The sequence below is a fragment of the Aliirhizobium wenxiniae genome (genome assembly GCF_019511445.1).
Lineage (GTDB): Bacteria > Pseudomonadota > Alphaproteobacteria > Rhizobiales > Rhizobiaceae > Neorhizobium > Neorhizobium wenxiniae_A.
The window spans coordinates 107,840-134,125 of sequence record NZ_JAEUAN010000009.1 but is presented as its reverse complement, the minus strand read 5'-3'; the positions used below and the strand labels follow the sequence as shown (position 1 = coordinate 134,125).

The 26,286-nt window shown below is 59.9% G+C and carries 25 protein-coding genes; 11 read left to right on the top strand and 14 right to left on the bottom strand.

The window, feature by feature from the left end; genetic code table 11:
* Positions 1–118 precede the first annotated feature (118 nt).
* The 7 genes from JNB91_RS13135 to JNB91_RS13105 all read left to right on the top strand — a co-directional run bounded on the left by JNB91_RS13135 (position 119) and on the right by JNB91_RS13105 (position 5,544).
* Positions 119–1,174, top strand: a complete 1,056-nt coding sequence (locus JNB91_RS13135; protein ID WP_220326059.1) for a LacI family DNA-binding transcriptional regulator — start codon at positions 119–121, stop codon at positions 1,172–1,174.
* A gap of 73 nt (positions 1,175–1,247) precedes the next feature.
* Positions 1,248–1,916, top strand: coding sequence for an amino acid ABC transporter permease (locus tag JNB91_RS13130; protein WP_220325964.1), 669 nt, complete (start codon positions 1,248–1,250; stop codon positions 1,914–1,916).
* Positions 1,917–1,929: 13 nt separating this feature from the next.
* A complete protein-coding gene (locus JNB91_RS13125; protein WP_220325963.1) occupies positions 1,930–2,589 on the top strand; it encodes an amino acid ABC transporter permease in 660 nt (219 codons plus the stop codon).
* Positions 2,590–2,639: 50 nt separating this feature from the next.
* A complete protein-coding gene (locus JNB91_RS13120) occupies positions 2,640–3,443 on the top strand; it encodes a transporter substrate-binding domain-containing protein (RefSeq protein WP_220325962.1) in 804 nt (267 codons plus the stop codon).
* 24 nt (positions 3,444–3,467) lie between these two features.
* Positions 3,468–4,244 carry an amino acid ABC transporter ATP-binding protein gene (locus tag JNB91_RS13115; RefSeq protein ID WP_220325961.1) on the top strand — a complete coding sequence of 259 codons (777 nt, stop codon included), beginning with the start codon at positions 3,468–3,470 and terminating at the stop codon, positions 4,242–4,244.
* A gap of 25 nt (positions 4,245–4,269) precedes the next feature.
* On the top strand, positions 4,270–5,205 hold the full coding sequence (locus JNB91_RS13110; protein ID WP_430736274.1) for a 2-hydroxyacid dehydrogenase: 936 nt from the start codon (positions 4,270–4,272) through the stop codon (positions 5,203–5,205).
* 12 nt (positions 5,206–5,217) lie between these two features.
* Positions 5,218–5,544, top strand: coding sequence for an EthD domain-containing protein (locus JNB91_RS13105; RefSeq protein ID WP_220325960.1), 327 nt, complete (start codon positions 5,218–5,220; stop codon positions 5,542–5,544).
* A 73-nt stretch (positions 5,545–5,617) separates the two neighbouring features.
* On the opposite strand, the gene JNB91_RS13100 is transcribed toward JNB91_RS13105, so the two are convergent.
* Both JNB91_RS13100 and JNB91_RS13095 read right to left on the bottom strand, forming a co-directional pair.
* Positions 5,618–6,853 carry a PAS domain S-box protein gene (locus tag JNB91_RS13100; protein WP_220325959.1) on the bottom strand — a complete coding sequence of 412 codons (1,236 nt, stop codon included), beginning with the start codon at positions 6,851–6,853 and terminating at the stop codon, positions 5,618–5,620.
* A 181-nt stretch (positions 6,854–7,034) separates the two neighbouring features.
* The gene (locus tag JNB91_RS13095) at positions 7,035–7,949 is read right to left on the bottom strand and encodes a LysR family transcriptional regulator (protein ID WP_220325958.1); all 915 of its coding nucleotides are present in this window, start codon (positions 7,947–7,949) and stop codon (positions 7,035–7,037) included.
* A 289-nt stretch (positions 7,950–8,238) separates the two neighbouring features.
* Between JNB91_RS13095 and JNB91_RS13090 the strand changes: the two genes are divergently transcribed.
* Genes JNB91_RS13090 through JNB91_RS13080 form a run of 3 tightly spaced genes read left to right on the top strand, consistent with a single transcriptional unit; the run spans position 8,239 to position 11,932 of the window.
* Positions 8,239–9,705, top strand: coding sequence for a c-type cytochrome (locus JNB91_RS13090; RefSeq protein ID WP_220325957.1), 1,467 nt, complete (start codon positions 8,239–8,241; stop codon positions 9,703–9,705).
* Positions 9,706–9,755: 50 nt separating this feature from the next.
* Positions 9,756–10,283, top strand: a complete 528-nt coding sequence (locus tag JNB91_RS13085) for a sorbitol dehydrogenase family protein (RefSeq protein ID WP_220325956.1) — start codon at positions 9,756–9,758, stop codon at positions 10,281–10,283.
* 14 nt (positions 10,284–10,297) lie between these two features.
* Complete coding sequence (locus JNB91_RS13080) at positions 10,298–11,932, top strand: GMC family oxidoreductase (RefSeq protein WP_220325955.1); 1,635 nt, start codon at positions 10,298–10,300, stop codon at positions 11,930–11,932.
* Positions 11,933–12,137: 205 nt separating this feature from the next.
* On the opposite strand, the gene speB is transcribed toward JNB91_RS13080, so the two are convergent.
* The 10 genes from speB to JNB91_RS13030 form a co-directional block, all read right to left on the bottom strand.
* On the bottom strand, positions 12,138–13,193 hold the full coding sequence (gene speB / locus JNB91_RS13075; protein ID WP_220325954.1) for an agmatinase: 1,056 nt from the start codon (positions 13,191–13,193) through the stop codon (positions 12,138–12,140).
* 185 nt (positions 13,194–13,378) lie between these two features.
* Positions 13,379–14,359: a cell division protein FtsZ gene (gene ftsZ, locus JNB91_RS13070; protein ID WP_430736275.1), complete on the bottom strand. Its 981-nt coding sequence runs from the start codon at positions 14,357–14,359 to the stop codon at positions 13,379–13,381.
* A 116-nt stretch (positions 14,360–14,475) separates the two neighbouring features.
* A complete protein-coding gene (locus tag JNB91_RS13065; RefSeq protein WP_220325952.1) occupies positions 14,476–15,099 on the bottom strand; it encodes a 2-dehydro-3-deoxy-6-phosphogalactonate aldolase in 624 nt (207 codons plus the stop codon).
* A gap of 11 nt (positions 15,100–15,110) precedes the next feature.
* Entirely contained in the window at positions 15,111–16,046 is a 936-nt protein-coding gene (locus JNB91_RS13060; RefSeq protein WP_220325951.1) for a 2-dehydro-3-deoxygalactonokinase, read from the bottom strand.
* An 846-nt stretch (positions 16,047–16,892) separates the two neighbouring features.
* Positions 16,893–17,192, bottom strand: a complete 300-nt coding sequence (locus JNB91_RS13055; protein ID WP_220325950.1) for a CcdB family protein — start codon at positions 17,190–17,192, stop codon at positions 16,893–16,895.
* Positions 17,192–17,422 (bottom strand): type II toxin-antitoxin system CcdA family antitoxin, encoded by a 231-nt coding sequence (locus tag JNB91_RS13050; protein ID WP_220325949.1) that lies wholly within the window; start codon positions 17,420–17,422, stop codon positions 17,192–17,194. Before JNB91_RS13050 ends, JNB91_RS13055 begins: the two co-directional genes overlap by 1 nt.
* A 581-nt stretch (positions 17,423–18,003) precedes the next feature.
* Complete coding sequence (locus tag JNB91_RS13045; protein WP_220325948.1) at positions 18,004–19,062, bottom strand: ABC transporter ATP-binding protein; 1,059 nt, start codon at positions 19,060–19,062, stop codon at positions 18,004–18,006.
* Positions 19,063–19,080: 18 nt separating this feature from the next.
* Positions 19,081–19,869, bottom strand: a complete 789-nt coding sequence (locus tag JNB91_RS13040) for an ABC transporter permease (protein ID WP_220325947.1) — start codon at positions 19,867–19,869, stop codon at positions 19,081–19,083.
* Between the two features lie 5 nt (positions 19,870–19,874).
* Positions 19,875–20,699, bottom strand: a complete 825-nt coding sequence (locus JNB91_RS13035) for an ABC transporter permease (protein ID WP_220325946.1) — start codon at positions 20,697–20,699, stop codon at positions 19,875–19,877.
* Positions 20,700–20,929: 230 nt separating this feature from the next.
* Positions 20,930–21,970: an ABC transporter substrate-binding protein gene (locus tag JNB91_RS13030; RefSeq protein WP_220325945.1), complete on the bottom strand. Its 1,041-nt coding sequence runs from the start codon at positions 21,968–21,970 to the stop codon at positions 20,930–20,932.
* Between the two features lie 229 nt (positions 21,971–22,199).
* On the opposite strand from JNB91_RS13030, the gene JNB91_RS13025 reads away from it, so the two are divergent.
* Positions 22,200–24,539 carry a heavy metal translocating P-type ATPase gene (locus JNB91_RS13025; protein WP_220325944.1) on the top strand — a complete coding sequence of 780 codons (2,340 nt, stop codon included), beginning with the start codon at positions 22,200–22,202 and terminating at the stop codon, positions 24,537–24,539.
* A gap of 182 nt (positions 24,540–24,721) precedes the next feature.
* Here the strand turns inward: JNB91_RS13025 and JNB91_RS13020 are convergent, their stop codons facing one another.
* The gene (locus JNB91_RS13020; RefSeq protein ID WP_220325943.1) at positions 24,722–25,222 is read right to left on the bottom strand and encodes a flavin reductase; all 501 of its coding nucleotides are present in this window, start codon (positions 25,220–25,222) and stop codon (positions 24,722–24,724) included.
* Between the two features lie 26 nt (positions 25,223–25,248).
* Positions 25,249–26,277, bottom strand: coding sequence for a methionine synthase (locus JNB91_RS13015; RefSeq protein WP_220325942.1), 1,029 nt, complete (start codon positions 26,275–26,277; stop codon positions 25,249–25,251).
* Between the last annotated feature and the right edge of the window lie 9 nt (positions 26,278–26,286).

Here is a 26,286-nt window from a genome sequence, read left to right as displayed (position 1 = left end):
CACTGTCGGAAACTGAGGGTAACCGATTTTCGTGTTCGCCGAAGGATTGACCGGAGATTGATAGCGATCAATCTATAGGCGAAAATACTGCTTCGGCTCGGGAGGACGATGCATGCCTATCTTATCCGAAAGCCGAAAGAAAAACCGCGTCACGCTGCTTGATGTCGCCCGCTATGCAGGCGTCTCGCGCGCTACTGCGTCGCTCGTCATCCGCAAGAGCCCGCTGGTCAGTACCGAGACCCGCACCAAGGTCGAAGCCGCGATGAAGGAGTTGGGCTATGTCTACAATATGGGGGCAGCGCGCTTAAGGGCCGACAGGAGCCTGACGATCGGCGTGGTGATCCCCAACCTCGTCAATCCGTTTTTCACTGAATTGCTGGCAGGGATCGATCGGATCCTCGATGCGGCCGGAATGGTGGTGATTCTCGTCAATAGCCGCGATCTCGTCACCCGTCAGGAAATGTTGCTGACGCGCATGCGAGAGCACGGCGTCGATGGCATCATTCTCTGCCCCGCGGCAGAAACGGAGATGTCGCTGGTCGAGCGGATGGTTGAGTGGGAACTTCCTCTCGTGCAGGTCCTGCGCCGCGTTTCGGATGACTGCGATTATGCCGGTGTCGACTACGCTTTGGGGATGCGCCAGGCGGTCGACCATCTGGCCGGTCTGGGGCATCGCGATATCGCCTTTGCCCTTCATGGTCCGGTTCATTCGGCCTATCAGGAGCGGATCGACGGTTTTCGAGAGGCAATGGACGCGCGCGGGTTGGATCCGGGAAACATCATTCGCGTCCCGAACCAGATTGCGGCAATTGCCGAAGCGGCCCCTCTGTTCGTCTCCGGAACCAGCCGGTCAAGCGCTGTGGTCTGCTTCAATGATGTCGTTGCCCTTGGTCTTTCCGCCGGGCTCTACGATCTAGGCATGACGATCGGCCGTGACTTTTCCCTGGTCGGCTTCGACGATGTTGCGGATGCCGAGGCAATGCGTCCACGTCTCACCTCCGTTGCCACATTCCCGGAAGCCATCGGCGAGGGGGCCGCAAGGCTGCTTCTGGACCGGCTGGACAAGCCGGATTTGGCGCCTCGCAAACTTGTGAATGCGCCGCAGCTGCATATTCGTCAATCAAGTACCTTTTGGCAGGGGAGCGTTGGCGGTCGAACCAAAAATGCGGGTTGACGTTGTCCGACAACCGAATTAGATCGATCTAAATGGTCGCATGGAGGTGCGGCCGAAGAGCGCGGAGGAGCCCTTGTACAATTTCAATTTCGAACCCGTCCTCGCGGGTTTTGACAAGCTCTTGCTCGGCGCCTGGGTGACCGTACAGCTGTCCTGTGCGGCGATGCTGATCGGCCTGATCGTGTCGATCCTCTGTGCCGCCGGCAAGACCTCGCGGGTCGCGCCGCTGCGCTGGGTGATCGATGCCTATATCGAGATCATCCGCAATACGCCCTTCCTGGTGCAGATCTTCTTCATCTTCTTCGGCCTTCCGGCGCTTGGCATAAGGCTGTCGCCGAACAGCGCCGCATTGGTCGCTCTGGTGGTGAATTTCGGCGCCTATGGCACGGAAATCATTCGCGCCGGCATCGAGTCGATCCAGAAGGGCCAGGTCGAGGCCGGTACCGCGCTCGGCCTCTCCAAGCTGCAGATCTTCCGCTACATCATCATGAAACCGGCGCTCCGGACGGTCTATCCGGCGCTGACCAGCCAGTTCATCTATCTGATGCTGACCTCAAGCGTGGTCTCCGCCATCTCTGCCGACGATCTGGCCGCTGCCGGCAACGATCTGCAGTCTGCGACCTTCGCCAGCTTCGAGGTCTATATCGTCATCACAGCCATGTATCTCATCATGTCGATCGGGTTCTCCGCGATCTTCTCGATGATCGAGAGGGCTGCATTCCGATATCCGTTGAGCCGCTGAGGAGGGCCGGATCATGCTTATCAGACCTTTTGGCATCAACGAGTTCTGGATCATCGTCATGGCGGCGCAGTGGACGATTGCGCTTTCCGCAATCGCCTTTGCCGGCGGCGGTGTCGGTGGCCTGCTGATCGCGCTTGCACGCGTCTCGGATGCGAAATTGCCACGCCTGCTCGCCACGGGCTTCATCCGCGTCTTCCAGGGAACGCCGCTTTTGATGCAGCTCTTCCTGGTGTTCTTCGGCATGAACATTTTGGGCTTTGCCATCAACCCGTGGATCGCGGCGGCTGTCGCTCTCACCCTGCATGCCAGCGCCTTTCTGGGTGAAATCTGGCGCGGCTGTATCGAGGCGATCCCGCCCGGCCAGCGTGAAGCGGCAACCGCACTCGGCCTGCGCTACGTCAACCGAATGCGCTACATCATCCTGCCGCAGGCAAGCCGCATCGCGGTCGCGCCGACGGTCGGCTTCCTGGTGCAGTTGATCAAGGGCACCTCGCTTGCCGCGATCATCGGCTTTACCGAACTCACGCGTCAGGGCCAGATCATCAACAATGCGACATTCAGCCCGTTTATGGTGTTCGGCACCGTGGCTGCAGTTTATTTCGTTCTGTGCTGGCCGCTTTCGCTGCTTGCACGTCGCATGGAAGTAAAGTTTTCCCGGTCGACGACACGTTGACCGGTCCTTTACCGGCGGGAGGATGCCGGTGGACAAGAAAGGGTAGGAACATGAATATTTCGAGACGCATGGCAATGGCCGGCATCGGCGCCGCACTGGTGATCGGGGCGACCGCTTCGTTCGCATCGGCACAGACGGTCGAAACGATCAAGCAGGCCGGCACGGTCAAGATCGGCATGATGGTGGATTTCCCGCCATTCGGCATCATGAATACGTCGAACGAGCCGGACGGCTATGACGCTGACGTCGCCAAGCTGCTCGGCGCCGAATGGGGCGTCAAGGTCCAGATCGTTCCGGTCACCGGCCCGAACCGCATTCCCTATCTGCAGAGCAATCAGGTCGATCTGCTCGTAGCCTCGCTCGGCATCACCGAAGAGCGCGCCAAGAATGTCGACTTCTCGCAGCCCTATGCCGGCATCTCGATCGGCGTGTTCGGCGCAGCCGATACCGCCGTTTCCAAGCCGGAAGACCTGTCGGGCAAGACGATCGGCGTCGCCCGTGCATCGACCCAGGATACGGCTGTCACCAAGGTCGCTCCGAAGGATGCCAAGATCCAGCGTTTCGATGACGATGCCAGCGCCGTGCAGGCTCTGCTCTCTGGCCAGGTCGAACTGATCGGTGTTTCCAACGTCGTCGCCACCCAGATCGAACAGGCAGCTCCGGGTCGTTTCGACCAGAAACTGCAGCTCAGCCAGCAGGTTCAGGGCATCGCCGTTCGCAAGGGTTCTGCCGAATTGCTGACCGCCGTCAACGCCTTTGTCGAAAAGGCCAAGGCCGATGGCGAGTTGAACAAGATCCACGAAAAGTGGCTCGGTTCGCCGCTGCCGGAATTCGTGTCGGAAGCCAAGAAGTAAGTCAGACGTGAAGGAGTTCCTCGCATGACCGAGGCAAAAGCGAACGCAACTGCGGCCGTGCGCGGGACTTCCGATCTCGCCGTGCATATGGAAGGCGTCAACAAGTGGTATGGCGCCTTCCACGCCCTCAATAACGTCAATCTGGAAGTGACCCGCGGCGAGCGTATCGTCATCTGCGGCCCTTCCGGGTCCGGCAAGTCGACGCTGATCCGCTGCATCAACCAACTGGAAGTCATCCAGCAGGGCCGCATTGTCGTCGATGGTCACGACCTGACGGCCGGCGGCAAGAATGTCGATCTGGTGCGCCAGGAAACCGGCATGGTGTTCCAGAGCTTCAATCTCTTCCCGCATATGACGGTTCTTGAAAACTGCACGCTCGCGCCGATGAAGGTGCGCGGCATTTCCAAGGTCGAAGCCGAGAAAACGGCCCGCCGCTTCCTTGAGCGTGTTCGCATTCCCGAGCAGGCCGAGAAATACCCGGCTCAGCTGTCCGGTGGCCAGCAGCAGCGTGTGGCGATTGCCCGCGCGCTCTGCATGAATCCGAAGATCATGCTGTTCGACGAGCCGACCTCGGCGCTTGACCCGGAAATGGTCAAGGAGGTGCTGGACACCATGATCGACCTTGCCAAGGAAGGCATGACCATGCTCTGCGTAACCCACGAGATGGGATTCGCGCGTCAGGTGGCCGACCGGGTGATCTTCATGGATCGCGGTGAAATTCTGGAAATGGGCCCGCCGGATACGTTCTTCGACAATCCGAAGAACGAGCGTCTGAAGAACTTCCTCGGCCAGATCTCCTGATCCACGCATTACAAGGAAAAGACAGATGAAACCCGACCTCCTGCTTCTCGAACCGATGATGAAGCCGATCGAGGAACGGCTCGATGCGCTCTACACCGTGCATCGTGCCTTTGATCCAGGCCAGAAACAGGCGATCGACGAGGCCCTGCCGCGTATACGCGCGGCGGCCACCGGCGGCGGCGGCGGTATCTCCAACGAATGGATCGAAAAGCTGCCAAACCTCGGCGTTGTCGCCGTCAATGGCGTGGGTACCGACAAGATCGACCTGAAATTCGCCCGCGAACGCAATATCGATGTCGCGACCACGCTCGGCGTGTTGACGGATGATGTTGCAGATGTCGGCATCGCACTCATCCTCGCCACTCTGCGCCAGGTCGTGGCCGGCGACGCCTATGTCCGCAGCGGCAACTGGAAGAAGGGCGGGTTTCCGCTTGCCACCAGCCCCAAAGGCAAGCGTCTCGGCATTCTCGGCCTCGGCCAAATTGGCAAGGCTGTCGGCCGCAAGGCGGAAGCTTTCGGCATGGAGGTTCGCTACTGGAACCGCTCGCCGGTAAAGGACACGAGCTGGAAAGCTTGCGCCACACCCATTGACCTCGCCAAGGACAGCGACGTGCTCTGCGTCGTGATCTCCGCCAATGCCGAGACCTTCAATATAGTCAATGCCGAAATGCTCGAAGCGCTTGGACCGAAGGGGTATCTCATCAATATCGCCCGCGGCACGGTCGTCGATGAAGATGCGCTGCTGGCCGCACTCACCTCCGGCAAGATCGCCGGCGCCGGCCTCGACGTCTTTGTCAACGAGCCGAACATCCGCGAAGAATTCTTTACCGCACCCAATACCGTGCTTCTTCCGCATGTTGGCAGCGCGACGGTCGAGACGCGTCTGGGCATGGGTGAAATGGTCCTGAAAAACCTCGCCGCCTATTTCGCCGGCGAGAAGCCGCCGACCACGGTCAACTGAGGACAGCCAGCCATGATCATCCGTCAGGCCTTTTTCGAAGGCTCGATCCATGCCCGCAAGGAAAGCGCCTTCAAGGCTTATGTCGCAGAAAAGCTGATGCCGATGTGGCTGGCTTTTCCCGGAATCCGTGAAGTCAAGGTTCTTTACGCAGTCGAGCGGGACGAGGGCGCCCCATCTTTTCCGATGGTGCTCTGGACCGCCTATGACAGTCGCGAGGCGCTTGCCGCTGCGCTGGACTCTCCTGTCCGTTACGAGAGCCGTGAGATGACCAGAGGCCTGCTTGAGATGTTCGACGGGCATATCCACCACCACGTCTTCGATCTCGCTCTCGGATCATGACAGTATAGTCCCTCGCTCATCTACGATCAGCGAGGGACTTTCTGGCCCGCAGTCCCATTGCAATAATGGACAATCAAACGCCTTCGGTTGCGTAGGCCTCCAGCAGGCGCGAGGTCCCCATTCTCAAGGCGTCGTTAGCCTGTAGGATGTCGGAAAGACTGGCCTGAACGATATCCTGAAACGCTTCCAGATCCATGATGAGATCGTTCACCACGGCGACACTGAGGCGACCGGATTCCACTTTTCCCATGATGCGGATCGCAGCCAGGCCGGAAGCCAGCCGCTTCATCTCGGAGACCATCTCGAAGAAACTCTTCAGTTCCTGTTCGATCCCGGTCAGGCTCTTTAGTGCCTCACTCTGATAGGTCGATTGCTGCTGGTCGAGATAGTTCTTCTCTGTCGCATGGTCGACGCCCTCGATGGGCACCTCTTCCCTGAAACTGCTGGCGATTTCCTGCTGGACATAGGAGGTGGCAAGCAGGAACGCTCCCACATTGATCGTGTGGGATACTTTGAGAGCGGCATCCAGGAACCTCTCCAGGCCTTGCTCTATCTCCTCGGACAATGTGTTGTAGTTCGTCGAAATAGTGGCGATCGCGGCACCGGTCTCGCCGATCTGGCCGGCATGAACGAGCAGATTGAGCGGAACGAACCTGTAGGTCAGGTAGCCTTCAGAGATCTGGCGGGCCGCAGCCAGCAGCCGTGCCGCAGCCGGCATTAACCGTTCATAGAGCGCAAGTGTTTGCCGAGGCGGTTTCTGCAGGCTTTCGTCGCGACCGGAAAACTCCGCAGCCAGGCTCGTCGCCATGAAGGCATCGTAGCTTTCAAAGCCGAGCACGGCCAAGCGTGCCATCAACCGCGCAGCGCTTTCCGCCGGCGGCAATTTCTCCTCTGCTTCAATCTGGACCAGCGATGCATATTCGGCCTGAACGACGCCGAATAAGGCGCTGCTGGGCTTGATACGGACGGAAAGAAAGCCGCCCTCGCATGGCGTTATGATGGCGTAGACCCAATAAAAACGCCCGTCCTTGCTCTTGTTCTTTACATAGGCGCCCGTCTGCAAACCTTGTCTCAGGCGATCCCAAAGCAACCAGAAGACGGCGCGCGGCACTCCTTCGTGCCGGATAATGTTGTGGGGTTTTCCTGCGAGTTCGCTCCAGGAATAGCCGCTGATACGCTGGAAGACCTCATTGCCGGCCTGAATTTTGCCACGCGTATCGGTTCGAGAGAAGAATATCTCCGGAAAGCCGAAAGGAATTTCTATTTCGCGATATAAATATGATTGTTCGGATGTCTCTGAATAGTCCATGAGTTAAACTTTCGCCGCAAGAAAGATCCCCCCTTCTCTATGGGGTTTCTTGCATCGAAAAATTCTACTGTCATGCCTGTTTTTGGTCGAAGTTGATGAACATCAAATCTGCGACAATATTTCAAAGTTTAATGATCGTAAGTGGGCGTAAACCGGCATGCCGTCGGTAAGGTGGAACACATCAAAGCTCGGTTGATGCGGTCGCAATCACTTCGTCGGCATAGCTGCGAAAATGCTGCAGGAGTTTTTGAGCGTAGAGTGGAAGTTGCGTTTCGTTTCTCACGCAGACGTAAAGCTCACGCTCTGCCCATCCTTCCGCGATTTCCAGCGTACGAAAGCGCATGTCGCGGGCATATCGCCTTGCCGCGCTCTCCGGCACGATCCCGAGCCCTGCACCGCATTCGACGATACGGCACAGGGATTCGAAATTCTCCACGCGGATGCGGATATTCGCGCGCCTGCCAAGTTCATTCGCCAGCCGCCGCAGGAATTGTGAGAGAGCCACCGTCGCGTTGAGCGAGATAAGCGGATGATCCAGGACGCGGGCATAGGTAACCGGTCCTTCGAGGGAGGCGTCTTCCGGAACGATCAGCACAAGCCGATCCGGGACGAAGCGCCAGCGTTCGAGACCGGTCATGTCCGCCGATGATGCAACAATGCCGATATCCGCCTCGCCGTTTCTCAGCAGATTGACAACCTCAAGGCTGGGCTTGTCCTTCACGGTGACGAATATGTCCGGGTTCTGCCGCAGGAATGATCCGAGAAGTTGCGGCATGTGCTCGGACAGCATGTTGGTGTTGGATAGAAGACGAATTGTACCGCCGCGCCCCTCCGAGAATGCTTCGAGTTCCACTTCGAGCTTTCTCGTATCATCAAGAACCTTGCGCGCATGGCCGACCAGAATGTCGCCGGCAAGCGTCGGTCTGATGCCGCGCCCGGTTCGCTCCACCAGCGGAAGCCCGAAAGTCTCTTCCATTTTCCGCAACCGCGCGCTGACCGCCGCCACCACGACATTGTTCTGAAAGGCCGCTGCGGTCAGGCTGCCACCCTCGACGGCCGAGAGAAATATCCGGAGATCTGTGAGGTCGAATTTCATCAGCTCAAGCTTTCACAATTGGTGAAGGCTGTTTGTACGACAAACTGACTACACAAGCCATCTTTTGCGGCGCTATGACACAAATCAAGTCGCTACGCGACACATCGACACGCCTCAGGTTTAATCCTGAACCCGTAAATCAAGCTTTTTGTTCAAGAATTGCTTCGGAACGAGTGGCATTTTCCCGATGTGCCAGCTCGGTTCGCGGCGATGAAGATCGGCCCTGCGTGTGGGAGGCACGTCTGGAACCGATATTGATTGTTCATGCTTGATGAAAGCACGGGGATATATGCCTAAGCCTCCTGTCTTGCCCGGTACGTCTTTCGGCAGCACTTTGTTTGCGCCGATTTCCGCTTCGCTCCGCCCCGCAATTCTCTGTCTTTCCGCGTTGGTCGCAACGACCGGCGCGAGCCTTGCGGATGAGACTTCCGATCTCGTGGCGCGCGGCCGTTATCTCGCGACTGCTGCCGACTGTGCCGCCTGTCACACCGCGCCGCATGGGGGCACGCCCTTTGCCGGCGGCTACGGCATCGACACGCCGCTCGGCAAGATTTTCTCGACCAACATCACGCCGTCGAAGCAGGATGGTATCGGCAATTACAGCGAAGAAGATTTTTCGCGCGCCGTGCGTGAAGGCGTGGCCAAGGATGGCAGCCATCTCTATCCGGCAATGCCCTACACCGCCTATGCCAAGATCACCGACGACGACATGAAGGCGCTCTATGCCTATTTCATGCAGGAGGTGAAGCCGGACGACCACAAGCCGCAAAAGACCGAGCTGCCTTTCCCCTTCTCGATCCGCACCTCGATGGCGGTCTGGAACCTGCTCTTTCTCGACAAGACCCGCTTCCAGCCGAACCCGGCCAAGTCTGCCGAATGGAACCGCGGCGCTTATCTCGCCGATGCGCTGGAGCACTGCGCCACCTGCCACACGCCGCGTAACGCCTTCATGGCCGAGGACGCGAGCCAGGCGCTTGCCGGCGGTTCTGTCGGCTCCTGGTATGCGCCGAACATCACCTCCGACAAGGTTGCCGGCATCGGCGGCTGGTCCGACGATCAGCTGGTCCAGTATCTGAAGACCGGCAATGTTCCCGGCAAGGCGCAGGCCGCCGGCCCGATGGCGGAAGCGGTCGAACACAGCCTGCAGCATCTTGCCGACGATGACATCAAGGCGATCGTTACCTATCTCAAGGACGTGCCGGCGATCGGATCGGCTGAGACGACCTCGCGCGCCGATCTCGGCGAGGCTTCGGTCGAGGTTGAAGCCTCGCTGCGCGGCCTGCCGGGCCAGTCGCCGGAAGAGAACGGCTATCACATCTTCAGCGGCAGCTGTGCTGCCTGCCACCAGGCGGAAGGTCAGGGCAACGATCATTATCCGTCGCTGTTCCACAATACCGCGACCGGCGAAGATCGCCCCGACAATCTCGTCTCGACCATCCTTTACGGCCTGCATCGCACTGTCGGCGATCATGTCGCCTTCATGCCGGCCTTCGGTGCCGATGCGTCCTACACGGATCGTCTGTCGGACAAGGATATCGCCGATGTCAGCAATTATGTTCTGGCGAATTACGGCAATCCGTCGGTCAAGGTGACGCCTGCCGATGTGGCGCGCATCCGTGATGGCGGCGAGAAGCCTCTGATCGTCAAGCTCGCGCCGCTTGCGGCTCCCGCTGCGATCGTCGCTGCCGTCATCGTGCTTGCCGTGATCGTCTGGCTACTGTCGCGCCGCCGTCGTTCGCGCCCGGCGCTCGGCTGAGCCCTGCATCGCTTTCCCTTTTCGCATTGAACGCTCCCCCGGAGATCCTGATGCCTTTTGATCCTTCCTCTCCGGCCATGTCCGGCCCCAATCTCTCCCGTCGCAGCCTGTTGCGCGGCACTGCTGCCCTCGGTGGTCTGGCCATTGCCGCCAGCCTTGCCGGCCCGGTCTCGGCCTTCGCTGCCGACGACAGTGTCGCGTCCTTTACCCAGCTGTCGGAGTTCCTGACCGGCTACACGCTCGATCCGGTTCTCGGCGCCCGCTTTCTTGCGGCGCTGAAGAAACGCGATGCTGATCTGGATAAGAGCCTTGCGGCGCTTTCTGATCTCATCAAGCAATCCGGCGTGCCGAACATGGACGGCTTTCTGGCGCTGACCGGTACCGATCCGGCGCTGATGAAGACCGCCACCAAGGTGGTTTCCGCCTGGTATCTCGGCGTTGTCGGCGAGCCGGAAGATGCCGAGCTGATCACCTATGCCGACTCGCTGATGTACCGCCCGACCAAGGGCCTCCTTACCGTCCCGTCTTATGGTCCCGGCCCCAATGCCTGGGGACCGAAGCCCGGTAGCAAGATCTGACAGGAACAAAGACAATGGCTAACACATCCTATGATGCGGACCTGATCGTTATCGGCTCGGGCGTCATGGGCGGCATCGTTGCCGCCAATCTCGCCAAGGCCGGCAAGAAGGTTATCGTTCTGGAGGCCGGTCCGCGCGTCAATCGCCGCGAGATCGTCGAGACCTACCGCAATGCGCCGGTGAAGCTTTCGCTCGCCAATGCCAAGCTGCAGGGCGCGGGTTCGCCCTTCCCGAGCATGCCCTGGGCGCCATCCACCTATGGCGATTACCTGCAATATGAAGGGCCGGTGAAGTATAACACTTCCTATCTGCGCGTCGTCGGTGGCACGACCTGGCATTTCGGCTCGGCGCTGTGGCGGATGATCCCCAACGACTTCAAGATCCAGACGCTCTACGGTCGCGGTCGCGACTGGCCGATCGGCTATGACGATCTGGAGCAGTATTACAACAAGGCCGAACTGGAACTCGGCGTCACCGGCACGGACGGTCAGGACGAGAGCGGCCAGGGTGGCGGACCGATGCCGCCACGCTCCATGCCCTTCCCGATGAAGCAGCTCAACACCAGCTACATGTTCGACACGCTGGCGGAAAAGCTCTCGGTCGGCGGCTTCAACCCGGTGCTCGAACCGCACGGCCGCGCCTCGCGTCCCTATGGCAATCGCCCGGTCTGCGCCGGCAACAACAATTGCAACCCCGTCTGTCCGATCGGCGCCAAATATGACGGCTCGATGCATATCGACGAGGCCGAGCGCCATGGCGCCAAGCTCTTGGACAATTCGCCGGTTTATAAGATCGAAGCCGGTGACGACGGCAAGATCACGGCGATCTGGTACAAGAAGCCGGACAATTCCGAACATCGGCTGACGGCAAAGTATTTCGTTCTTGCCGCTTACGGCATCGAGAGCGCCAAGCTTCTTCTGATCTCGACTTCGGAAAAATATCCGAACGGCATCGCCAACTCTTCCGATCAGGTCGGCCGCAACCTGATGGACCATACCGGCATCAGCATGAACATGCTGACCAAGGAAGACATGTGGCCGGGCGAAGGCCCGACCGAGCTTCTGGTGTATCTGAACCAGCGCGACGGCGAGTTCCGCAAGGATTATCCGAGCTACAAGATCAAGGTGCGCAACACCGTGCCGACCGCCCAGATGACCGAGGGTTTTATCAAGAAGGGCATTCTCGGCTCCAAGCTGGACGAGCAGATCCGCAAATATTCAGCCCGCTCGCTCAATTGGGCGATCGATTTCGAACCGCTGCCGCTCGCAGAAAACCGCGTCACGCCGTCGAAGACCAAGTTCGATGCGCTCGGCATCCCGGTTCCGGTTCTGTATTACTCCGTCACCGATTACTGGAATGCCGGCCGTGACCGTGGCCTGCAGGATCTGAACAAGATCGCCGAACTGCTGGATGCCGAAGTGCTGTCGACCGACGTCAAATGGCAGAACCGCCAGCACGTGATGGGCACGACCCGCATGGGCGACGATCCGGCGGATTCGGTCGTCGACCGCGATTGCCGCACGCATGACCATCCGAACATGTTCATCGCCGGCACCAGCGTCATGCCGTCCGCATCCTGCATGAACCCGACACTGACGGGAGCGGCACTCAGCGTTCGCATTGCAGAGCAGTTGATCAAGGAAATCTGACCTGCGCTGGAAGGCGGTCAGAGGACGAAGCCCGCACGATGACATGATGACATCGTGCGGGCCTCTAACCGCCATCATGGCGGCTGGAACAAACGGTGGATATTTGGCGCGCCAGCGTCAAATGAAGATTTTGTAATTCACAGTCATGTTCGGTTGAGGTGTCTTTTAGGCCTCATCCACAGGAAGAATTAGATAGCCTGCATATTCATGTCGTTCGCAATGAAGGACTGAAAACCATCAGGCTGAGGATTTCGAACAGCATCTGCGCGCCGGCATGGGCGGTGTTGTTGGTTGCGTCATATTGAGGGGCAACTTCGACCACGTCGCCGCCGACGATGTTGATGCCTTTCAGGCCACGGATCAGCTCCAGAACCTCTCTCGTCGTCAGTCCACCGATTTCCGGCGTTCCGGTTCCGGGCGCAAAACTCGGGTCGAGACTATCGATATCGAAAGAGACATAGGTCGGCCCGTCGCCAACGATGGCGCGCGCCTTTTCTATGATCGCCGGTATGCCCAAGCCTGTGACCTCTTCCGCATGGATGACCGTCATGCCGGACTCGTAGGAGAATTCCCAGAGATATTCGGCAGCGCCGCGAATGCCTATCTGTATAGTGCGCGTCGGATCGAGAACGCCGTCCAGCACGGCATTGCGCATCGGCCCGCCATGGTGGAATTTCGTCTCGTCGAAAAGCCCACTCGTATCGCAATGGGCGTCGATATGGATGAGGCCGACCGGGGCCTTCCTGCCGACTGCCTTGAGGATAGGATGGGTGATCGAGTGATCGCCGCCAACGGAAAGCGGGATGACGCCGGCATCGACGATCTGACTGACGCGTTTTTCGATGTCGTCATGGCTCTTTTCCAGCCGGTAGCGGCTGCGGAACGCAACGTCGCCGATATCGGCCACCCGCAATTCATGCGTCGGGGCGCATTCCAGCACATGATTATAGGGGCCGACCCGTTCGATCGCGCGCAATGCCCGCGGCCCGAAGCGCGATCCAGGCCGGTTGGTCACGCCGAGATCCATCGGCATGCCGATCATCGCCACCTGCAGGTCGCCGAAATCCGGGCTTTCCGCATCGACGGGCAGGTAGGGGGCATCGAGCAGGGTAGGGATGCCGGCATAGGGAGCAACGCGCGTTCCGGCCTTGTTGAAGATCTTGTCGGCAACCTTCTTGAACTTCGGATCGAAAATCTCTCCGCCCGGGCTGTTTTCGTATTTTGCCCGCAGCTCTTCCAGTTTCTTGTCATCGAATGGCATGGACGTTCCCGTTTGTTTTTGTCCCATCAGGCCTGCCTCGGCAGGCTCGGTCATTCTTGAATAGGAAACTGCCGGCCGCAAGCGGCGGACAGAAGCCGAAACAAAAACACCGAACAGATGCGGGACCTGTTCGGTGTGAGAGAATATCACGGGCGTGACGTCCGGGGACGCCACGAAGATTGTTTTTACGCGGCGGGATAAGGCGCCGGGCCGCGATCGCCATCGAGGCCGGTGGCGACCACCGAGACGCGGAACTTGCCGTCGAGATTGCGGTCGAAGATCGCACCGACGACGATGTCGGCATCCGCTTCCACCTCGTCGCGAATGCGGCTTGCGGCTTCATCGACTTCGAACAGGGTCATGTCGGAACCGCCGGAAATCGAGATCAGCACGCCTCTTGCGCCGCGCATCGAGATATCGTCGAGAAGCGGATTGGCGATCGCCAGCTCCGCTGCAGCCAGCGCGCGATTGTCGCCCGAGGCTTCGCCGGTGCCCATCATGGCGCGGCCCATGCCGCGCATGACCGATTTGACGTCGGCGAAATCGAGGTTGATCAGGCCTTCCTTGACGATCAGGTCGGTGATGCAGCCGACGCCGGAATAAAGCACGCGGTCGGCGATCATGAAGGCGTCGGCAAAGCTGGTCTTGGCATCGGCGATGCGGAAAAGGTTCTGGTTCGGAATGACGATGACGGTATCGGCCGCATCACGCAGTTCCAGGATGCCCGCTTCTGCGGTCTTCATTCGCCGCTGGCCTTCGAAGGTGAAGGGCTTTGTGACGACGGCAACGGTGAGGATGCCGGCGGCGCGGGCGGCGCGGGCGATTGCAGGGGCCGCACCCGTGCCGGTGCCGCCGCCCATGCCGGCGGTAACGAAGCACATATGCGAGCCGGCAAGATGATCCATGATCTCGTCGATGGACTCTTCAGCGGCTGCACGGCCGATATCGGGCAGCGATCCTGCGCCGAGACCTTCGGTGATCTGGGCGCCGAGCTGGATGCGGCGCGAAGCTTTCGATGTCGCCAGAACCTGGGCATCGGTGTTTGCGGCGACGAACTCCACGCCGCGGAGTTCCTCTTCGATCATGTTGTTGATGGCATTGCCGCCGCCACCACCGACACCGATGACGGTGATCTGCGGTTTCAGTTCGACCAGGCCGCTTTTCATGTCCGTCAAGCTCAGGCTCCTTCAAATCTTCCTGTCGTCTCTCTAGGACGACGAATCGGCTGTCAAATTATCCGCCGATTGCGTCGGAAGCTAGAAGGAAGCGCGAGCTGAAACGACTATCTGATAGCGCGCATCGCCTCGATGAACTGACGGGCCTTCGCGCCGACCACCTCTGCGCTGTCGCCGGGCTTGTAGAGCGAACCGCCAATGCCGAAACCGGCAGCACCGGCATCGACGAAAGCCTTCATGTTGTCGGGCGTGACGCCGCCGACGGCCAGCACCGGAATATCCTTCGGCAGCACGGCCTTCCAGGCCTTGATGACATGCGGCGGAATGGCTTCGGCCGGGAAGGCTTTGACGCCGGTTGCGCCTGCGCCGATCGCGGCAAAGGCTTCTGTCGGGGTGGCGACGCCGGGAAGGCTGACCATGCCCTTGGCGACACTCGCCTCGATGACCGACAGGTTGGCATTCGGCGAGATGATGACCTTCGAGCCGGTGGCGGCGACATCGGCAACCTGGGCAGGCGTCAGCACGGTGCCGGCGCCGATCAGCGCCTTGTCACCGAAACGTTTCTGCAGCTTCTCGATGCTTTTCAGCGGATCGGGCGAGTTGAGCGGCACTTCGAGGATGCGCCAGCCGGCCTCGATCAGTGTCTCGCCGACCGCCTCGACCTCTTCCGGCTTGATGCCGCGAAGGATGGCGATCAGGTTGCATTCGTTCAGCGCGTCGTGGAGGTTCATGGGAAACGTCCTTATTTCGTCAATTGCAATTGGCTGGCGATCAGCTGCACGCCGCGCTTGGCGGCATCCGCCGGGCTCGGGATCACGGTGAGATTGAAGAGCGGTGCGACACGGCCGTAGCGGCTGTTCAAGACATTGTTGCCGACGATGCCGATCGCTTCGCCGGGGATGAGCCAGCCGGCGGCGCGGGCCTGGCGGAATTCAGAGCCGATGACGAGGCCGGAGACGTAATCGCCGATATCTTCAGCCTTCAGGACGCCGGCGAGCACGCCGGTGCGGGCGGAAAAGACGGAAGACAGGAAGGCATCGGCTGCGCGGGCGTCACTGGCTGCAAAATCCGCACCGCGAGCGAAGGCCGACCAGACGGGTTCGGCTCCGGGAGCCGACTCGACCGCCTTGGCGATGAAGGAATGCTTGGTCAGAAGCGAAAAGACTTCGCCGGTCGCATAGGTCTGGAAACCGGCGATACGGCCATTCTCGACGCGTGCCCATTTGCTGTGGGTGCCGGGCAGGACGACGGTGTAATCCTTATCGAGCCCGAAGCCGACGATCTGGGTTTCCTCGCCGCGCATGACATCCGGAAACGGCTTTGCCGCCGGATCGCGCATGCCGGGCAGGAAGGTGATGATCGCGCCATTGCCGAGCGTCAGCTGTTTCGTGCCGGCGGCAAGCTCCGCGACACCGGCAGGTGCATCGACGTAAGGCACTTCGATCCAGCCGTTGCGGCTGGTGATCATGCCTGAAGCGATGACCGGAAGGGGGCCGTGTTCGGCAAACCAGGAGCCGACGGTTTCCATCAGGGCAGCTTCGAATGCGCCGTCCTTGACGAACTGGATGCCGCCGCTTGTCGTGTCTCGGGTGTCGAGCGTTTCGCCTGTTTCCGACACGAGCGCTGCCCTGAGCGAACTCGTGCCCCAGTCAAGGATGATCGACACAGGCTTCGGCATTTTCGGATCTCCTCCCGAGATTGATTGCGCCCCTCGATAGCGCGCGGGCGGGGCGGCTGTCGAGAACAAATGTCAATAAAGTCATACTTATCGGCGTGGCGCGGAGTGAGCGGAGGCTTTGTTTCCGGTAAGCTCCCAGACGGAATAGCCCTTGGCGATCATGGGATTTTTGTCTGTGGCCTAGGCCAGAACTCGGACGGGGCGCTGAAAGCTGCCTCTTGAGTTTAGTTTATAGGTGACACCTCTCAGCGCCCCGTTCGGCAGTTTTTATCCGCAACTCCGGTCCCTCTGCCGTTGCCTTGCCGGATGACCTTTACCGCCGGGTTTTCCGCTTTCGCGGACGGACTTGCATGCCCGGTGAAACCATCCTTGAGGCCACCATGTGTGCCGCACAGGCACATCCGACGCGCCGTTCGGGCATCAGAAGCGGAAAGGCCGGTCCGAAACCTCATCCGCTTCCCCCGTGTCGTCGGAGGGAGACCATTTTCCGCGGACTCCGGTGGTTGAGATTTACGTCCTCTCTCCACTACCAGTGCCGATCCCGCCTCGCCGGCACGACTGCCGGTGTATCCGTGGCGGGACGGGGGGGATTGTAGGCATGAGATTGGAGGGCGGGGATGAAATTTTATGTAAGGGATTGGATTTGTTGAGGGAGAGGTCTGGAGCGTCCCCGGCCTTTCGCTGGGGCTCAAAGCGTTCGTCCTTCGAAACGATTCACTGGATCGTTTCGTCGGCTTGGCCGACCAGTCCTCACCCCTTGCGGGAGAGGATACAAAATCAAGATCTTAGCCGCATGCCAAGTCTTGGATTTTGTCGGTGAGGGGATAATTTTTCCGCTTACGGCCCTCAAAACCCCTGAAAAAGAAAATCCGTGGCTGCGGTGATTTCGTCACGCCGCTGAGAGAGATCAAGGACGGATTCACCAATGAGCCGTTTCGGTAATGAGGCCATCGAAGGGATAAGGATGTAATAAGCCCGCCCTTCTATCTCGACACGAGGACTCAATTTAACGAATAAAGACCCAATCTGGGCGATAGGAACAACGGGCGCGACAACGCGGGTCTCGATGGAGTCTAGAAGATCAGCCTGCAGATCCATGATAAAGCCATCACGGTTCTTGAGCTTATGGATATGGAAACGAGCCATCAGAACGTGCGGTATTCTTCGAGTGGCAGGCCATTCTTCTCGATATACTCGTTATAGGCTTGGATCGCATCGGCATTCTCCTCCAGCCAGCGTCGCTCGCGCTCGGCTTTGACGGCCTTGGCGATGCCGTCTTCGGCAGCGCGGGAGAGATTGATATCCAACTCACGGGCTTGGGAGAGCAGTTCGCTGTCGAGCGAAAGGTTTGCGGCTTTGCGTGCGGATGTCGGCATGAGAACCTCCAGGACATACGCAGATTATATGCGCATATTCTGCCAATGCAATCTGTCGGCCATTCGCCCTGATGGCGGCAAAGAAAAAGCCCCTTGCTGGTCAGGCAAGGGGCTAAAGGCTGGAAAGTCAGATCGGAGTTCAGGTAACTCCGCCTTTATGACAGCATAGTTACATAAGGAAATCGTCACCCAAACAGGTGATTTGGTTGCAATAGATGCCGCATTCACCCCAGGGTGATGTAGGACAGCGGCAGGAAAGCAATCGTAATTGCAAGGCAAACGATCGCCGTCCTGACGAGCTTTGTCCGGCGCGCCTTTTGAGCATTCCACTCGTAGACCATGTTTTCTCCCTTGTTATCGGGGATACCGGAGACAAAGCCTTGCCGGTATCCCGATGCCTCCATCTGCGGAAGGCAAGAGGACACGATATTGAGCGAAGCTTGCGCGGCGCAGGTTCAATTATGACGCGAGCAGCGGTCTTAGAGCAATTTCGCCTTTCTTCGAAACGCGAAACCGCTCTATCTCTTTGTTTTAACGCAATTCCGGAGGCAAAACCGGTTCCCACTTTTGCTGGAATTGCTTCAGTTCTCGGGGGAGAGGATGCAGCACTGTTCCGGCACCGGAACGAGGACTGCGCTTGCGCCGGGCTCGAAGAGTTCCGACAGCGCGCCGTTGGCGGTGATTTCGCCGGCAGCCGTCTCGCATTTGTACTGGTAGGCGCGGCCGAGATAGGTGCGGGTGCCGAGCGTCGTCGGGATGCCTTCGCCCTGACTGCGGACAACGAGGCCGTCGGGGCGGGTAGCGAGGACGAAATCGTCCGCGATCGGACCGAAGACATCCTGCGACAGGTGCAGTTTTGCGCCGCCTGCGGCTTCCGCGGTGACGATCGCGCCGTCGCGGGCAACGGTCTTCATCGGGATCAGGTTTTCAAAGCCGACGAAACGGGCGACGAAGGCGTTGGCGGGCTTCTGGTAAAGCACTTCCGGCGTATCGAGCTGCATGATGCGGCCGGCATTCATGATTGCGACGCGGTCGGAGATCGAAAACGCCTCTTCCTGGTCGTGGGTGACGTAGAGCGAGGTCGTGCCGTTCGCCTTCTGCAACTGGCGGATTTCGACGCGCATGTCGACGCGCAGTTTGGCATCGAGATTGGAGAGGGGCTCGTCGAACATCAAAAGCGGCGGCTCGATGACCAGAGCGCGGGCGAGCGCGACGCGCTGCTTCTGGCCGCCTGAAAGCGCACCGGGAAGGCGATCGGCAAGGTTTGCGAGGCCGACGCGTTCCAGCATCGCCGTTGCCCGCTTGGCGCGGTCGGCAGAGGAGACGCCGCGCTGTTTCAGGCCGAAGGCGACATTGTCTTGCACCGTCAGATGCGGGAAGAGCGCGTAGTTCTGGAAGACGAGGCCGATATCGCGGGCGTGGGCGGGCAGCGTCGTCAGGTCACGATCGCCGAGTTTTACATGGCCGGAGGTGGGTTGCAGGAAGCCGGCTACGATGCGCAGCGTCGTGGTCTTGCCGCAGCCGGACGAGCCGAGAAGCGAGACGAGTTCGCCGGCCGCGACAGAGATCGACAGGTCTTTCAGGACCTGGGTCTGGCCGTAATGGGCGGAGAGTTTTTCGATGGTCAGCGATACGGTCATGGGTGCGGGCGATCTTGTTTACTTGGTCAGGAAGGTGAGGCCGAGGGTCGCCTCGACGATGGCCATGACGCCGACGGTCACCAGCATCAGGAGCACGGAAACGGAGGCGATGGTCGGATCGAAGAACTGTTCCATATGGGCGAGAATCTGGATCGGCAGGGTGGAGATGCCGGGGCCGGTCAGAAACACCGAGATCGACACGTCGTTGATCGAGGTGATGAAGGCGAGGATGAAGGCGGCGATGACGCCGGCGCGGATATTCGGCAGGACAACGGTCAAGAACGTCTTCCACGGCGGGCAGCCGAGGCTGATGGCAGCTTCCTCGACGGAGAAATCGAAGGAGGCGAGCGAGGCGCCGACGACGCGCACCGAATAGGGGAGCACGAGCAGGGCATGGCCGATGATCAGGCTCGGATAGATGGGCAGGCCCATACCGATCGTAACCGACTTCAAAAGCGAGAAGCCGAAGACGATTTCCGGCACGAGGATCGGCAGGATGAAGAGCGTGCCGAGCCATTTCGGCAGGCCGACGCGGTAGCGGTTGAGAGCGTATGCCGCGGGAATGCCGATCAGGAGAGACAGGCCGGTGCCGAGGATCGCCACCTGAAAACTGGTGATCGCGGTGTTGCGGAAGGCCGAGATCTCGAAAATGTTGGTGAACCAGCGCAAGGTCAGGCCCTGCGGCGGGAAGGTGAGATAGGTCGTGTCGCTCAAGGATGCGCCGACGATGATGACGAGCGGCGCTAGCAGGAACAGGAAGACCAGGATGGCGAAGGCGCCGAGAAGCGGGTGGATACGGGCTGCCATGGTCTTTACACCGCCATTGGGTTGAGACGCCGCGCGATGCGGCTCATGATCGAGACGACGGCGATGGTGATGACCACCATGATTGCCGCGATGGTGGAGGCGCCGACCCAGTCGAAGGTGACCATGGCGCGTTGGTAGAGAAGCGTGCCCATCATCATCATCTGCTCGCCGCCCAGGAGCTGCGGTGTGGCATAGGAGGTGAAGCTGCCGGTGAAGACGAGGACCGCGCCGACGATGAGGCCGGGGACCGCCAGCGGCAGGATGACCTGGAAGAATGTGGCGATCGGTTTTGCGCCGAGCGAGGCGGAGGCCTCGACCACATCGCGCGGAATGCCTTCGAGCACGCCGGTCAAGGTCAGGATCATCAGCGGCACGAAGAGATAGACCATCGCGACGATGACCGAGCCTTCGGTATAGAGCATCGACAGCGGATCGGAGATGATGCCGAGCGACAGAAGCGAGCTGTTGACGATGCCGTTCTTGCCCAGAATGATCAGCCAGGCGAAGGAGCGCACGACGACGCCGGTCAGAAGCGGGAAGACGGCTGCGATGATGGCGATCGATTTCAGTCTTCCGGGCATCTGGGCAATCACATAGGCCGTGAGGAAGCCGATGACGAGCGAGATCGCCGTGGTGATCAGCGCGATGCGGAGCGTGCGGTAAAGGATGCCGGTGCGGAAACCGCTGTTGAAGAAGGCGGTATAGGTGGAGAAAATGCCCTTCGGCTCGCCGAATGTGGTGGCGATGGTGGCGAGGACCGGGACGACGAGAAGTGCCACGACGAGGATCGTCGCAGGCAATGTCAGGCCCCATTTGGCGAATTTGTTCATCTATCTAGTTCCAACCGCATTTTCCCCCTCTGGTCTGCCGACCATCTCCCCCACAAGGGGGGAGAAGACTCGCCGCAACCTCAAGACCCACTTGAGTCTCTGCGGTGCGGCCGGATTAAGCCCTCCCCTTGTGGGGAGGGTTTGGAGGGGTCTTTTTCGTATTCAAAGCGGCCCTTGTGGGGAGGTGGTAGTCACGGCCGAGAGGGATCTTTACGCGAAACCTTCGCCTTTTACTGCGCGAACAGCTCGTTCCACTGGTCGATCCAGTCGGTCTTGGCTTCGTTCATCTTGGCGTAGTCGATGCGGGCGAGGCTCGCGACCTTTTCGGCGCCGTAGGTCCACATTTTCGCCTGTTCCGGCGTCAGCTCGACCTTGGTGTTGATCGGGGCATCGACGCCCTGTTCGGCTTCCTTCTGCTGGACTTCCTTGGACAGCGCGAAGTTGATGAACTGGTAGGCAAGCTCGACGTTTTCCGAACCCTTGGGAATGTTGATCGTGTTGACGGTGGCGATGTCGCCGTCGGTCAGTTCGGCCCATTTCATCGTCGGCACGGCGGCCTGCATGGAAGCGAGCGTGAAATCCTGGGCGATGGCGACGCGGACTTCGCCGGTGGAAATGAGGTTCACCAATTCCGAGCCGGTATTGTAGTTCTTCACCACGTTCGGCTTCAGTTCCTCGATGGCCGAGAAAGCGCCTTCGCTATCCTCGAACGCTTCGGTGCCGGCATGCTTGCCGGCCTGCAGCACGACCATCGGGCCGGCCGTGGTGGTGATGCCCGGAAGCGAGATCGACTTTTCGAGATCGGCGCGCCACAGATCGTTCCACGAGGTGATCGGCGGATTGACCTTGGCGCTGTCATACACGATGCCGACGCGGCCGATCGTGTAGGCCGGGCCGTAATTGCCCTGCGGCTGGCGGCCGAGTTCGTAGATTTCCGACAGGTTGGGGATCTTTGCCGGGTCGATTTCGAGGAACTGGCCCTGTTCGATGCCGAGCTGCGAGAAACTGTCGGAGAGATAGATGACGTCGACGCCCTTGTTGTCGCGCAGGCGCAGCTTGTTCAGGCGGTCGGCATTGTTGCCGGTTTCGAAGACGATATCGCAGCCGCAGATCTTCTTGAACGGCTCGATGATGTTGGCGTTCATCTTCTCGCCGTTATAGCCCCACCATGAAATGGTCAGCGTCTTCGACTGGGCGCTGGCGACGGATGCGCCGGCGAGGGAGGCAAAAACGGCGACAGCCGACGCGCGGAGAAGGCGGGAGACGTTCACTGGATGAAGACCTTTCGGAAAACCGGTTGACCGGGACCCCCCGGACTTTGGGGGTAATTCTATTTTTTGAGCGATCCAGCCGCAAGCCTGTTTGGCGGGCAGTCCACGTTTTTCAAGGCCTGTACGGCAGCAATCTGCACCGGCGGGCCGGCGATTTTCAAAATTGCCTCTTGCAGCTCTAGTGACTAGAGGTTCTAGACATGGTGCTCGAAGCAATGTGGAGAGCGACATGACCGCGGAAAATCACGCACCGAACCAGGCCCGTTACAAGGTTGGCGGCATGGATTGCGCCAGTTGCGCGACGAAGATCGATACGGCGGTGCGGCGGGTGCCGGGCGTGGAGGATGTCTCCGTTTCGGTTGCCGCCGGCACGATGACGGTCAGTCACAATGGCAGCGCGGATCTTGCCGCGATGGAGAAGAAGGTCGCCGGGCTGGGCTATTCGCTGAGGGCGCTGGGGAGAAAGGGGACGGAGCAGGGCGGGACACCCCCCTCTGCCCTGCCGGGCATCTCCCCCGCAAGGGGGGAGATCAGCCAGTCGCATGACCACCACGAGCATGGCCCCGACTGCAATCATGATCATCATGGGGGCGACCATGCACACCATCACGGCGGCGGGCACGATCATGCGGATCACGGGCATGACCCTGACGAGATCGAGGGGCTGCATGGTCACGATCATGCGCCGATGGATGGGCCGTGGTGGAAATCGAAGAAGGGACGGTTGACCATTCTTGTCGGGCTGGCGCTTGTTGTCGCCTATGGTTTCGGCCATTTCGTTCCCGCTTATGACAGCTATATCTTTACCGCCGCGATGCTGATCGGGCTCGTGCCGATCGCGCGCAGGGCGATCATGGCGGCATTTGCCGGCACGCCGTTTTCGATCGAGATGCTGATGACGATTGCCGCGGTCGGCGCCGTCATCATCAATGCATCGGAAGAAGCGGCAGCCGTCGTTTTCCTGTTTCTCGTCGGCGAACTTCTGGAAGGGGTTGCGGCCGGCAAGGCGCGCTCCAGCATCCAGAGCCTGACCGCACTGGTGCCGAAGACGGCGCTTGTCGAAAAAGACGGTAAGACGCGGGAAGTGCCGGCGGAAACCTTGGCGGTCGGCGCCGTCATTCTGGTGCGGCCGGGCGATCGGATTTCTGCCGATGGCATCATTGTCGCAGGGACAAGCGCCATCGACGAGGCGCCGGTGACGGGCGAAAGCACGCCGGTTGAAAAGGGCGAGGGCGAACAGGTGTTTGCCGGGACGATCAATGGCAATGCTGCCTTGTGGGTGCGCGTGACCGCTGCGGCCGAGGATAATACCATTGCCCGTGTCGTGCGGCTGGTGGAGGAGGCGCAGGAAAAGAAGGCGCCGACCGAGCGCTTTATCGACCGGTTTTCGCGTTATTACACGCCCGGCGTGGTCGTGGTGGCGGCCCTCGTCGCCATCCTGCCGCCGCTTGTTGCAGGTGGGGAATGGGGCGAATGGGTTTACAAGGGGCTTGCCATTCTGCTGATCGGTTGCCCCTGTGCGCTGGTCATTTCGACGCCTGCCGCAATCGCGGCCTCGCTTTCTTCCGGCGCGCGCCGCGGTCTGCTCCTGAAGGGCGGCGCGGTTTTGGAAACGCTCGGCAAGCTGACGGCGGTTGCCTTCGACAAGACAGGAACGCTGACATCCGGCAAGCCGCAGGTGACCGATGTGATCGCCTTCGGCCGCAATGCCGATGATGTCTTGCGCATCTCGGCGGCGCTTGAGGCCGGTTCCAGCCATCCGCTGGCCGTCGCGATCCTGGCTAAAACTGCCGAATACGAACTGGACGTTCCGGCGGCAAGCGAGGCGAAGGCGCTGGCTGGCCGGGGTGTGACGGCGCTGGTTGACGGTGAAGAGGTATTTTTCGGATCACCGAAGGCGGCGGTGGAGCGGGTTTCGCTGCCGATGGCGCATTCGCGGCGGATTGCGGCGCTCAACGATGAGGGAAAGACGGTCTCCGTGCTGATCGTCGGCGGTGTGCTGGCTGGCGCGATTGCGATGCGTGACGAACCACGCGCCGATGCCAGGGCCGGGTTGAAGCTGCTGGCTGATCATGGCGTCAAAACGGTGATGCTGACCGGCGACAATGCCCGCACGGCAGACGCGATCGGCAAGGATCTCGGCATCGAGGTACGCGCGGAACTGATGCCGCAAGACAAGAGCCGCATCGTCGGCGAGTTGCAGCGCGACGGATTTGTCGTCGGCAAGGTGGGCGACGGGATCAATGATGCGCCGGCGCTGGCAGCCGCCGATATCGGCATCGCCATGGGCGGCGGCACGGATGTGGCGCTGGAAACGGCGGATGCGGCGGTGCTGCATGGACGCGTGTCCGACATTGCCGGCATGATCGACCTGTCGAAGCGGACGATGCGCAATATCTGGCAAAACATCACCATCGCGCTCGGCCTGAAGGCGGTGTTTCTGGTGACGACGATCATCGGCGTGACGGGGCTGTGGCCGGCGATCCTCGCCGATACCGGTGCCACCGTGCTGGTGACGATCAATGCGCTGAGACTGCTGCGCGCGCCGGGTGATGGCAGGTCGGCATAACTTGGACCACATCATCGACTTAAACCCTTCATGGGATGGCCGAGGCCGATCCGGGAGAGAAGTGCGGACTGCGAACGTTCGATGTTACATGGGCCAGCCGTATGAACCAGGACGGATTTTGTCGAGCAAGCATTTCGGCCGCTTTGCGCCATTGCGGTCATTCCCGAGATTCGCTCGTGAAGCTAGCCGTTAAGATAGCGACGCATGCAATAGAGCAACGTTGCCCGTTCTTCGTTCTCACGAATTCTGATTACGCGCCCGAAGAGGATGCGGTGGGTTGCCTCGTCTACGGCATTGGTCAATTCGCACTCAAAGCTGGCCGAAGCGTCGGCCAGCACGGGGACACCAGTTAGGCCTTCCCTCCAATCGCCGAGAGCAAATCGATCGTCCACCCGGGTCTTTCCTCCAAAGAGGTTCGAAATGTTCTCTTGGCCCGGCATAAGCGTATTGACGCAGAAACAGCTCGCATTTTCAAAAGCATGAAAACACGAGCTCGCGCGATTGATGCAGACGAGAAGCGTTGCTGGGGTATCGCTGACGCTGCAGACCGCCGAGGCTGTGAAGCCGTAACGCTTCCCGTCGTGTCTGGTGGTAACGACGTTCACAGCCGAGCCGAGGCGCGACATACCACTGCGAAACGTGGCTTTGTCCACATTGTCGACGCCGTGATTCATCATGTTCATGTCGGCCTCCTGCCACTCAGCCGGCGCTACGCCGAGAGCTCTCTCCTGACGATCTCGGCTCCTGCACTCAAGGCACTCAGCTTGCCTCTCGCTACACGGCGAGACAGTGGTGCCATGCCGCAATTGGTGCAGGGGCAAAGGTTATCCGCGTCGACAAACTTGAGCGCCTTGCGCAGCGTTGCCGCGACTTCCTCCGGAGTTTCGATTGTGTCGCTTGCCACGTCGATGGCTCCGACCATCACCTTCTTCCCTCGAACAAGTTCCAGAAGATCCATGGGAACATGAGAATTGTGGCATTCGAGGGAGATCATGCCGATACTGGATTTCTGCAGTTTGGGGAGAGTTTCTTCATACTGCCGCCACTCTGAGCCGAGGGTCTTTTTCCAATCCGTATTGGCCTTTATGCCGTAACCGTAGCAGATATGGACGGCGGTTTCGCACTTCAGCCCTTCGATTGCCCTCTCCAAGGTGGCAACGCCCCAGTCATTCACCTCGTCAAAGAAGACGTTGAAGGCAGGCTCGTCGAACTGGATGATATCGACACCGGCAGCCTCCAGCTCCCTTGCTTCCTCATTGAGTATCCCGGCAAATTCCCAGGCGAGCTTTTCCCGGCTTTTATAGTGGCTGTCAAAGAGCGTATCGATCATCGTCATCGGACCCGGCAACGCCCATTTGATCGGCTGTTTGGTCTGCTGACGCAGGAATTTGGCGTCCTCCACAAAAACGGGCTTCTGGCGAGAAACGGCGCCGACGACTGTCGGGACACTTGCATCGTAGCGATCGCGAATTCTGACGGTTTCGCGTTTTGCAAAATCGACGCCGTCGAGGTGTTCGATGAAAGTCGTGACGAAATGTTGGCGTGTCTGCTCGCCATCGCTGACGATATCGATGCCGGCCTGCCGCTGATCGTCCAGTGAAAGGCGCAGGGCGTCTCTCTTGCCTTCCAGCAATTCCTCATCCTCCAGTTTCCAGGGCGACCACAGTTTTTCGGGCTGCGCAAGCCAGGAGGGTTTTGGCAGACTGCCGGCGGTCGATGTGGGGAGAAGCTTCTTCATGATGATGAC

Bases quoted from the DNA above. Each gene is read 5' to 3' on its own strand.
- JNB91_RS13125 (WP_220325963.1), top strand. From the start codon at position 1,930: ATGCTTATCAGACCTTTTGGCATCAACGAGTTCTGGATCATCGTCATG.
- JNB91_RS13060 (WP_220325951.1), bottom strand. From the start codon at position 16,046: ATGCCGAAGCCTGTGTCGATCATCCTTGACTGGGGCACGAGTTCGCTC.
- JNB91_RS13015 (WP_220325942.1), bottom strand. From the start codon at position 26,277: ATGAAGAAGCTTCTCCCCACATCGACCGCCGGCAGTCTGCCAAAACCC.
- JNB91_RS13045 (WP_220325948.1), bottom strand. From the start codon at position 19,062: ATGACCGTATCGCTGACCATCGAAAAACTCTCCGCCCATTACGGCCAG.
- JNB91_RS13095 (WP_220325958.1), bottom strand. From the start codon at position 7,949: ATGAAATTCGACCTCACAGATCTCCGGATATTTCTCTCGGCCGTCGAG.
- JNB91_RS13085 (WP_220325956.1), top strand. From the start codon at position 9,756: ATGCCTTTTGATCCTTCCTCTCCGGCCATGTCCGGCCCCAATCTCTCC.
- speB (WP_220325954.1), bottom strand. From the start codon at position 13,193: ATGCCATTCGATGACAAGAAACTGGAAGAGCTGCGGGCAAAATACGAA.
- JNB91_RS13080 (WP_220325955.1), top strand. From the start codon at position 10,298: ATGGCTAACACATCCTATGATGCGGACCTGATCGTTATCGGCTCGGGC.
- JNB91_RS13115 (WP_220325961.1), top strand. From the start codon at position 3,468: ATGACCGAGGCAAAAGCGAACGCAACTGCGGCCGTGCGCGGGACTTCC.
- JNB91_RS13025 (WP_220325944.1), top strand. From the start codon at position 22,200: ATGACCGCGGAAAATCACGCACCGAACCAGGCCCGTTACAAGGTTGGC.
- JNB91_RS13020 (WP_220325943.1), bottom strand. From the start codon at position 25,222: ATGAACATGATGAATCACGGCGTCGACAATGTGGACAAAGCCACGTTT.
- JNB91_RS13110 (WP_430736274.1), top strand. From the start codon at position 4,270: ATGAAACCCGACCTCCTGCTTCTCGAACCGATGATGAAGCCGATCGAG.
- JNB91_RS13050 (WP_220325949.1), bottom strand. From the start codon at position 17,422: ATGCCGACATCCGCACGCAAAGCCGCAAACCTTTCGCTCGACAGCGAA.
- JNB91_RS13090 (WP_220325957.1), top strand. From the start codon at position 8,239: ATGCCTAAGCCTCCTGTCTTGCCCGGTACGTCTTTCGGCAGCACTTTG.
- JNB91_RS13105 (WP_220325960.1), top strand. From the start codon at position 5,218: ATGATCATCCGTCAGGCCTTTTTCGAAGGCTCGATCCATGCCCGCAAG.
- ftsZ (WP_430736275.1), bottom strand. From the start codon at position 14,359: ATGAAAAGCGGCCTGGTCGAACTGAAACCGCAGATCACCGTCATCGGT.
- JNB91_RS13035 (WP_220325946.1), bottom strand. From the start codon at position 20,699: ATGAACAAATTCGCCAAATGGGGCCTGACATTGCCTGCGACGATCCTC.
- JNB91_RS13040 (WP_220325947.1), bottom strand. From the start codon at position 19,869: ATGGCAGCCCGTATCCACCCGCTTCTCGGCGCCTTCGCCATCCTGGTC.
- JNB91_RS13100 (WP_220325959.1), bottom strand. From the start codon at position 6,853: ATGGACTATTCAGAGACATCCGAACAATCATATTTATATCGCGAAATA.
- JNB91_RS13065 (WP_220325952.1), bottom strand. From the start codon at position 15,099: ATGAACCTCCACGACGCGCTGAACGAATGCAACCTGATCGCCATCCTT.
- JNB91_RS13120 (WP_220325962.1), top strand. From the start codon at position 2,640: ATGAATATTTCGAGACGCATGGCAATGGCCGGCATCGGCGCCGCACTG.
- JNB91_RS13055 (WP_220325950.1), bottom strand. From the start codon at position 17,192: ATGGCTCGTTTCCATATCCATAAGCTCAAGAACCGTGATGGCTTTATC.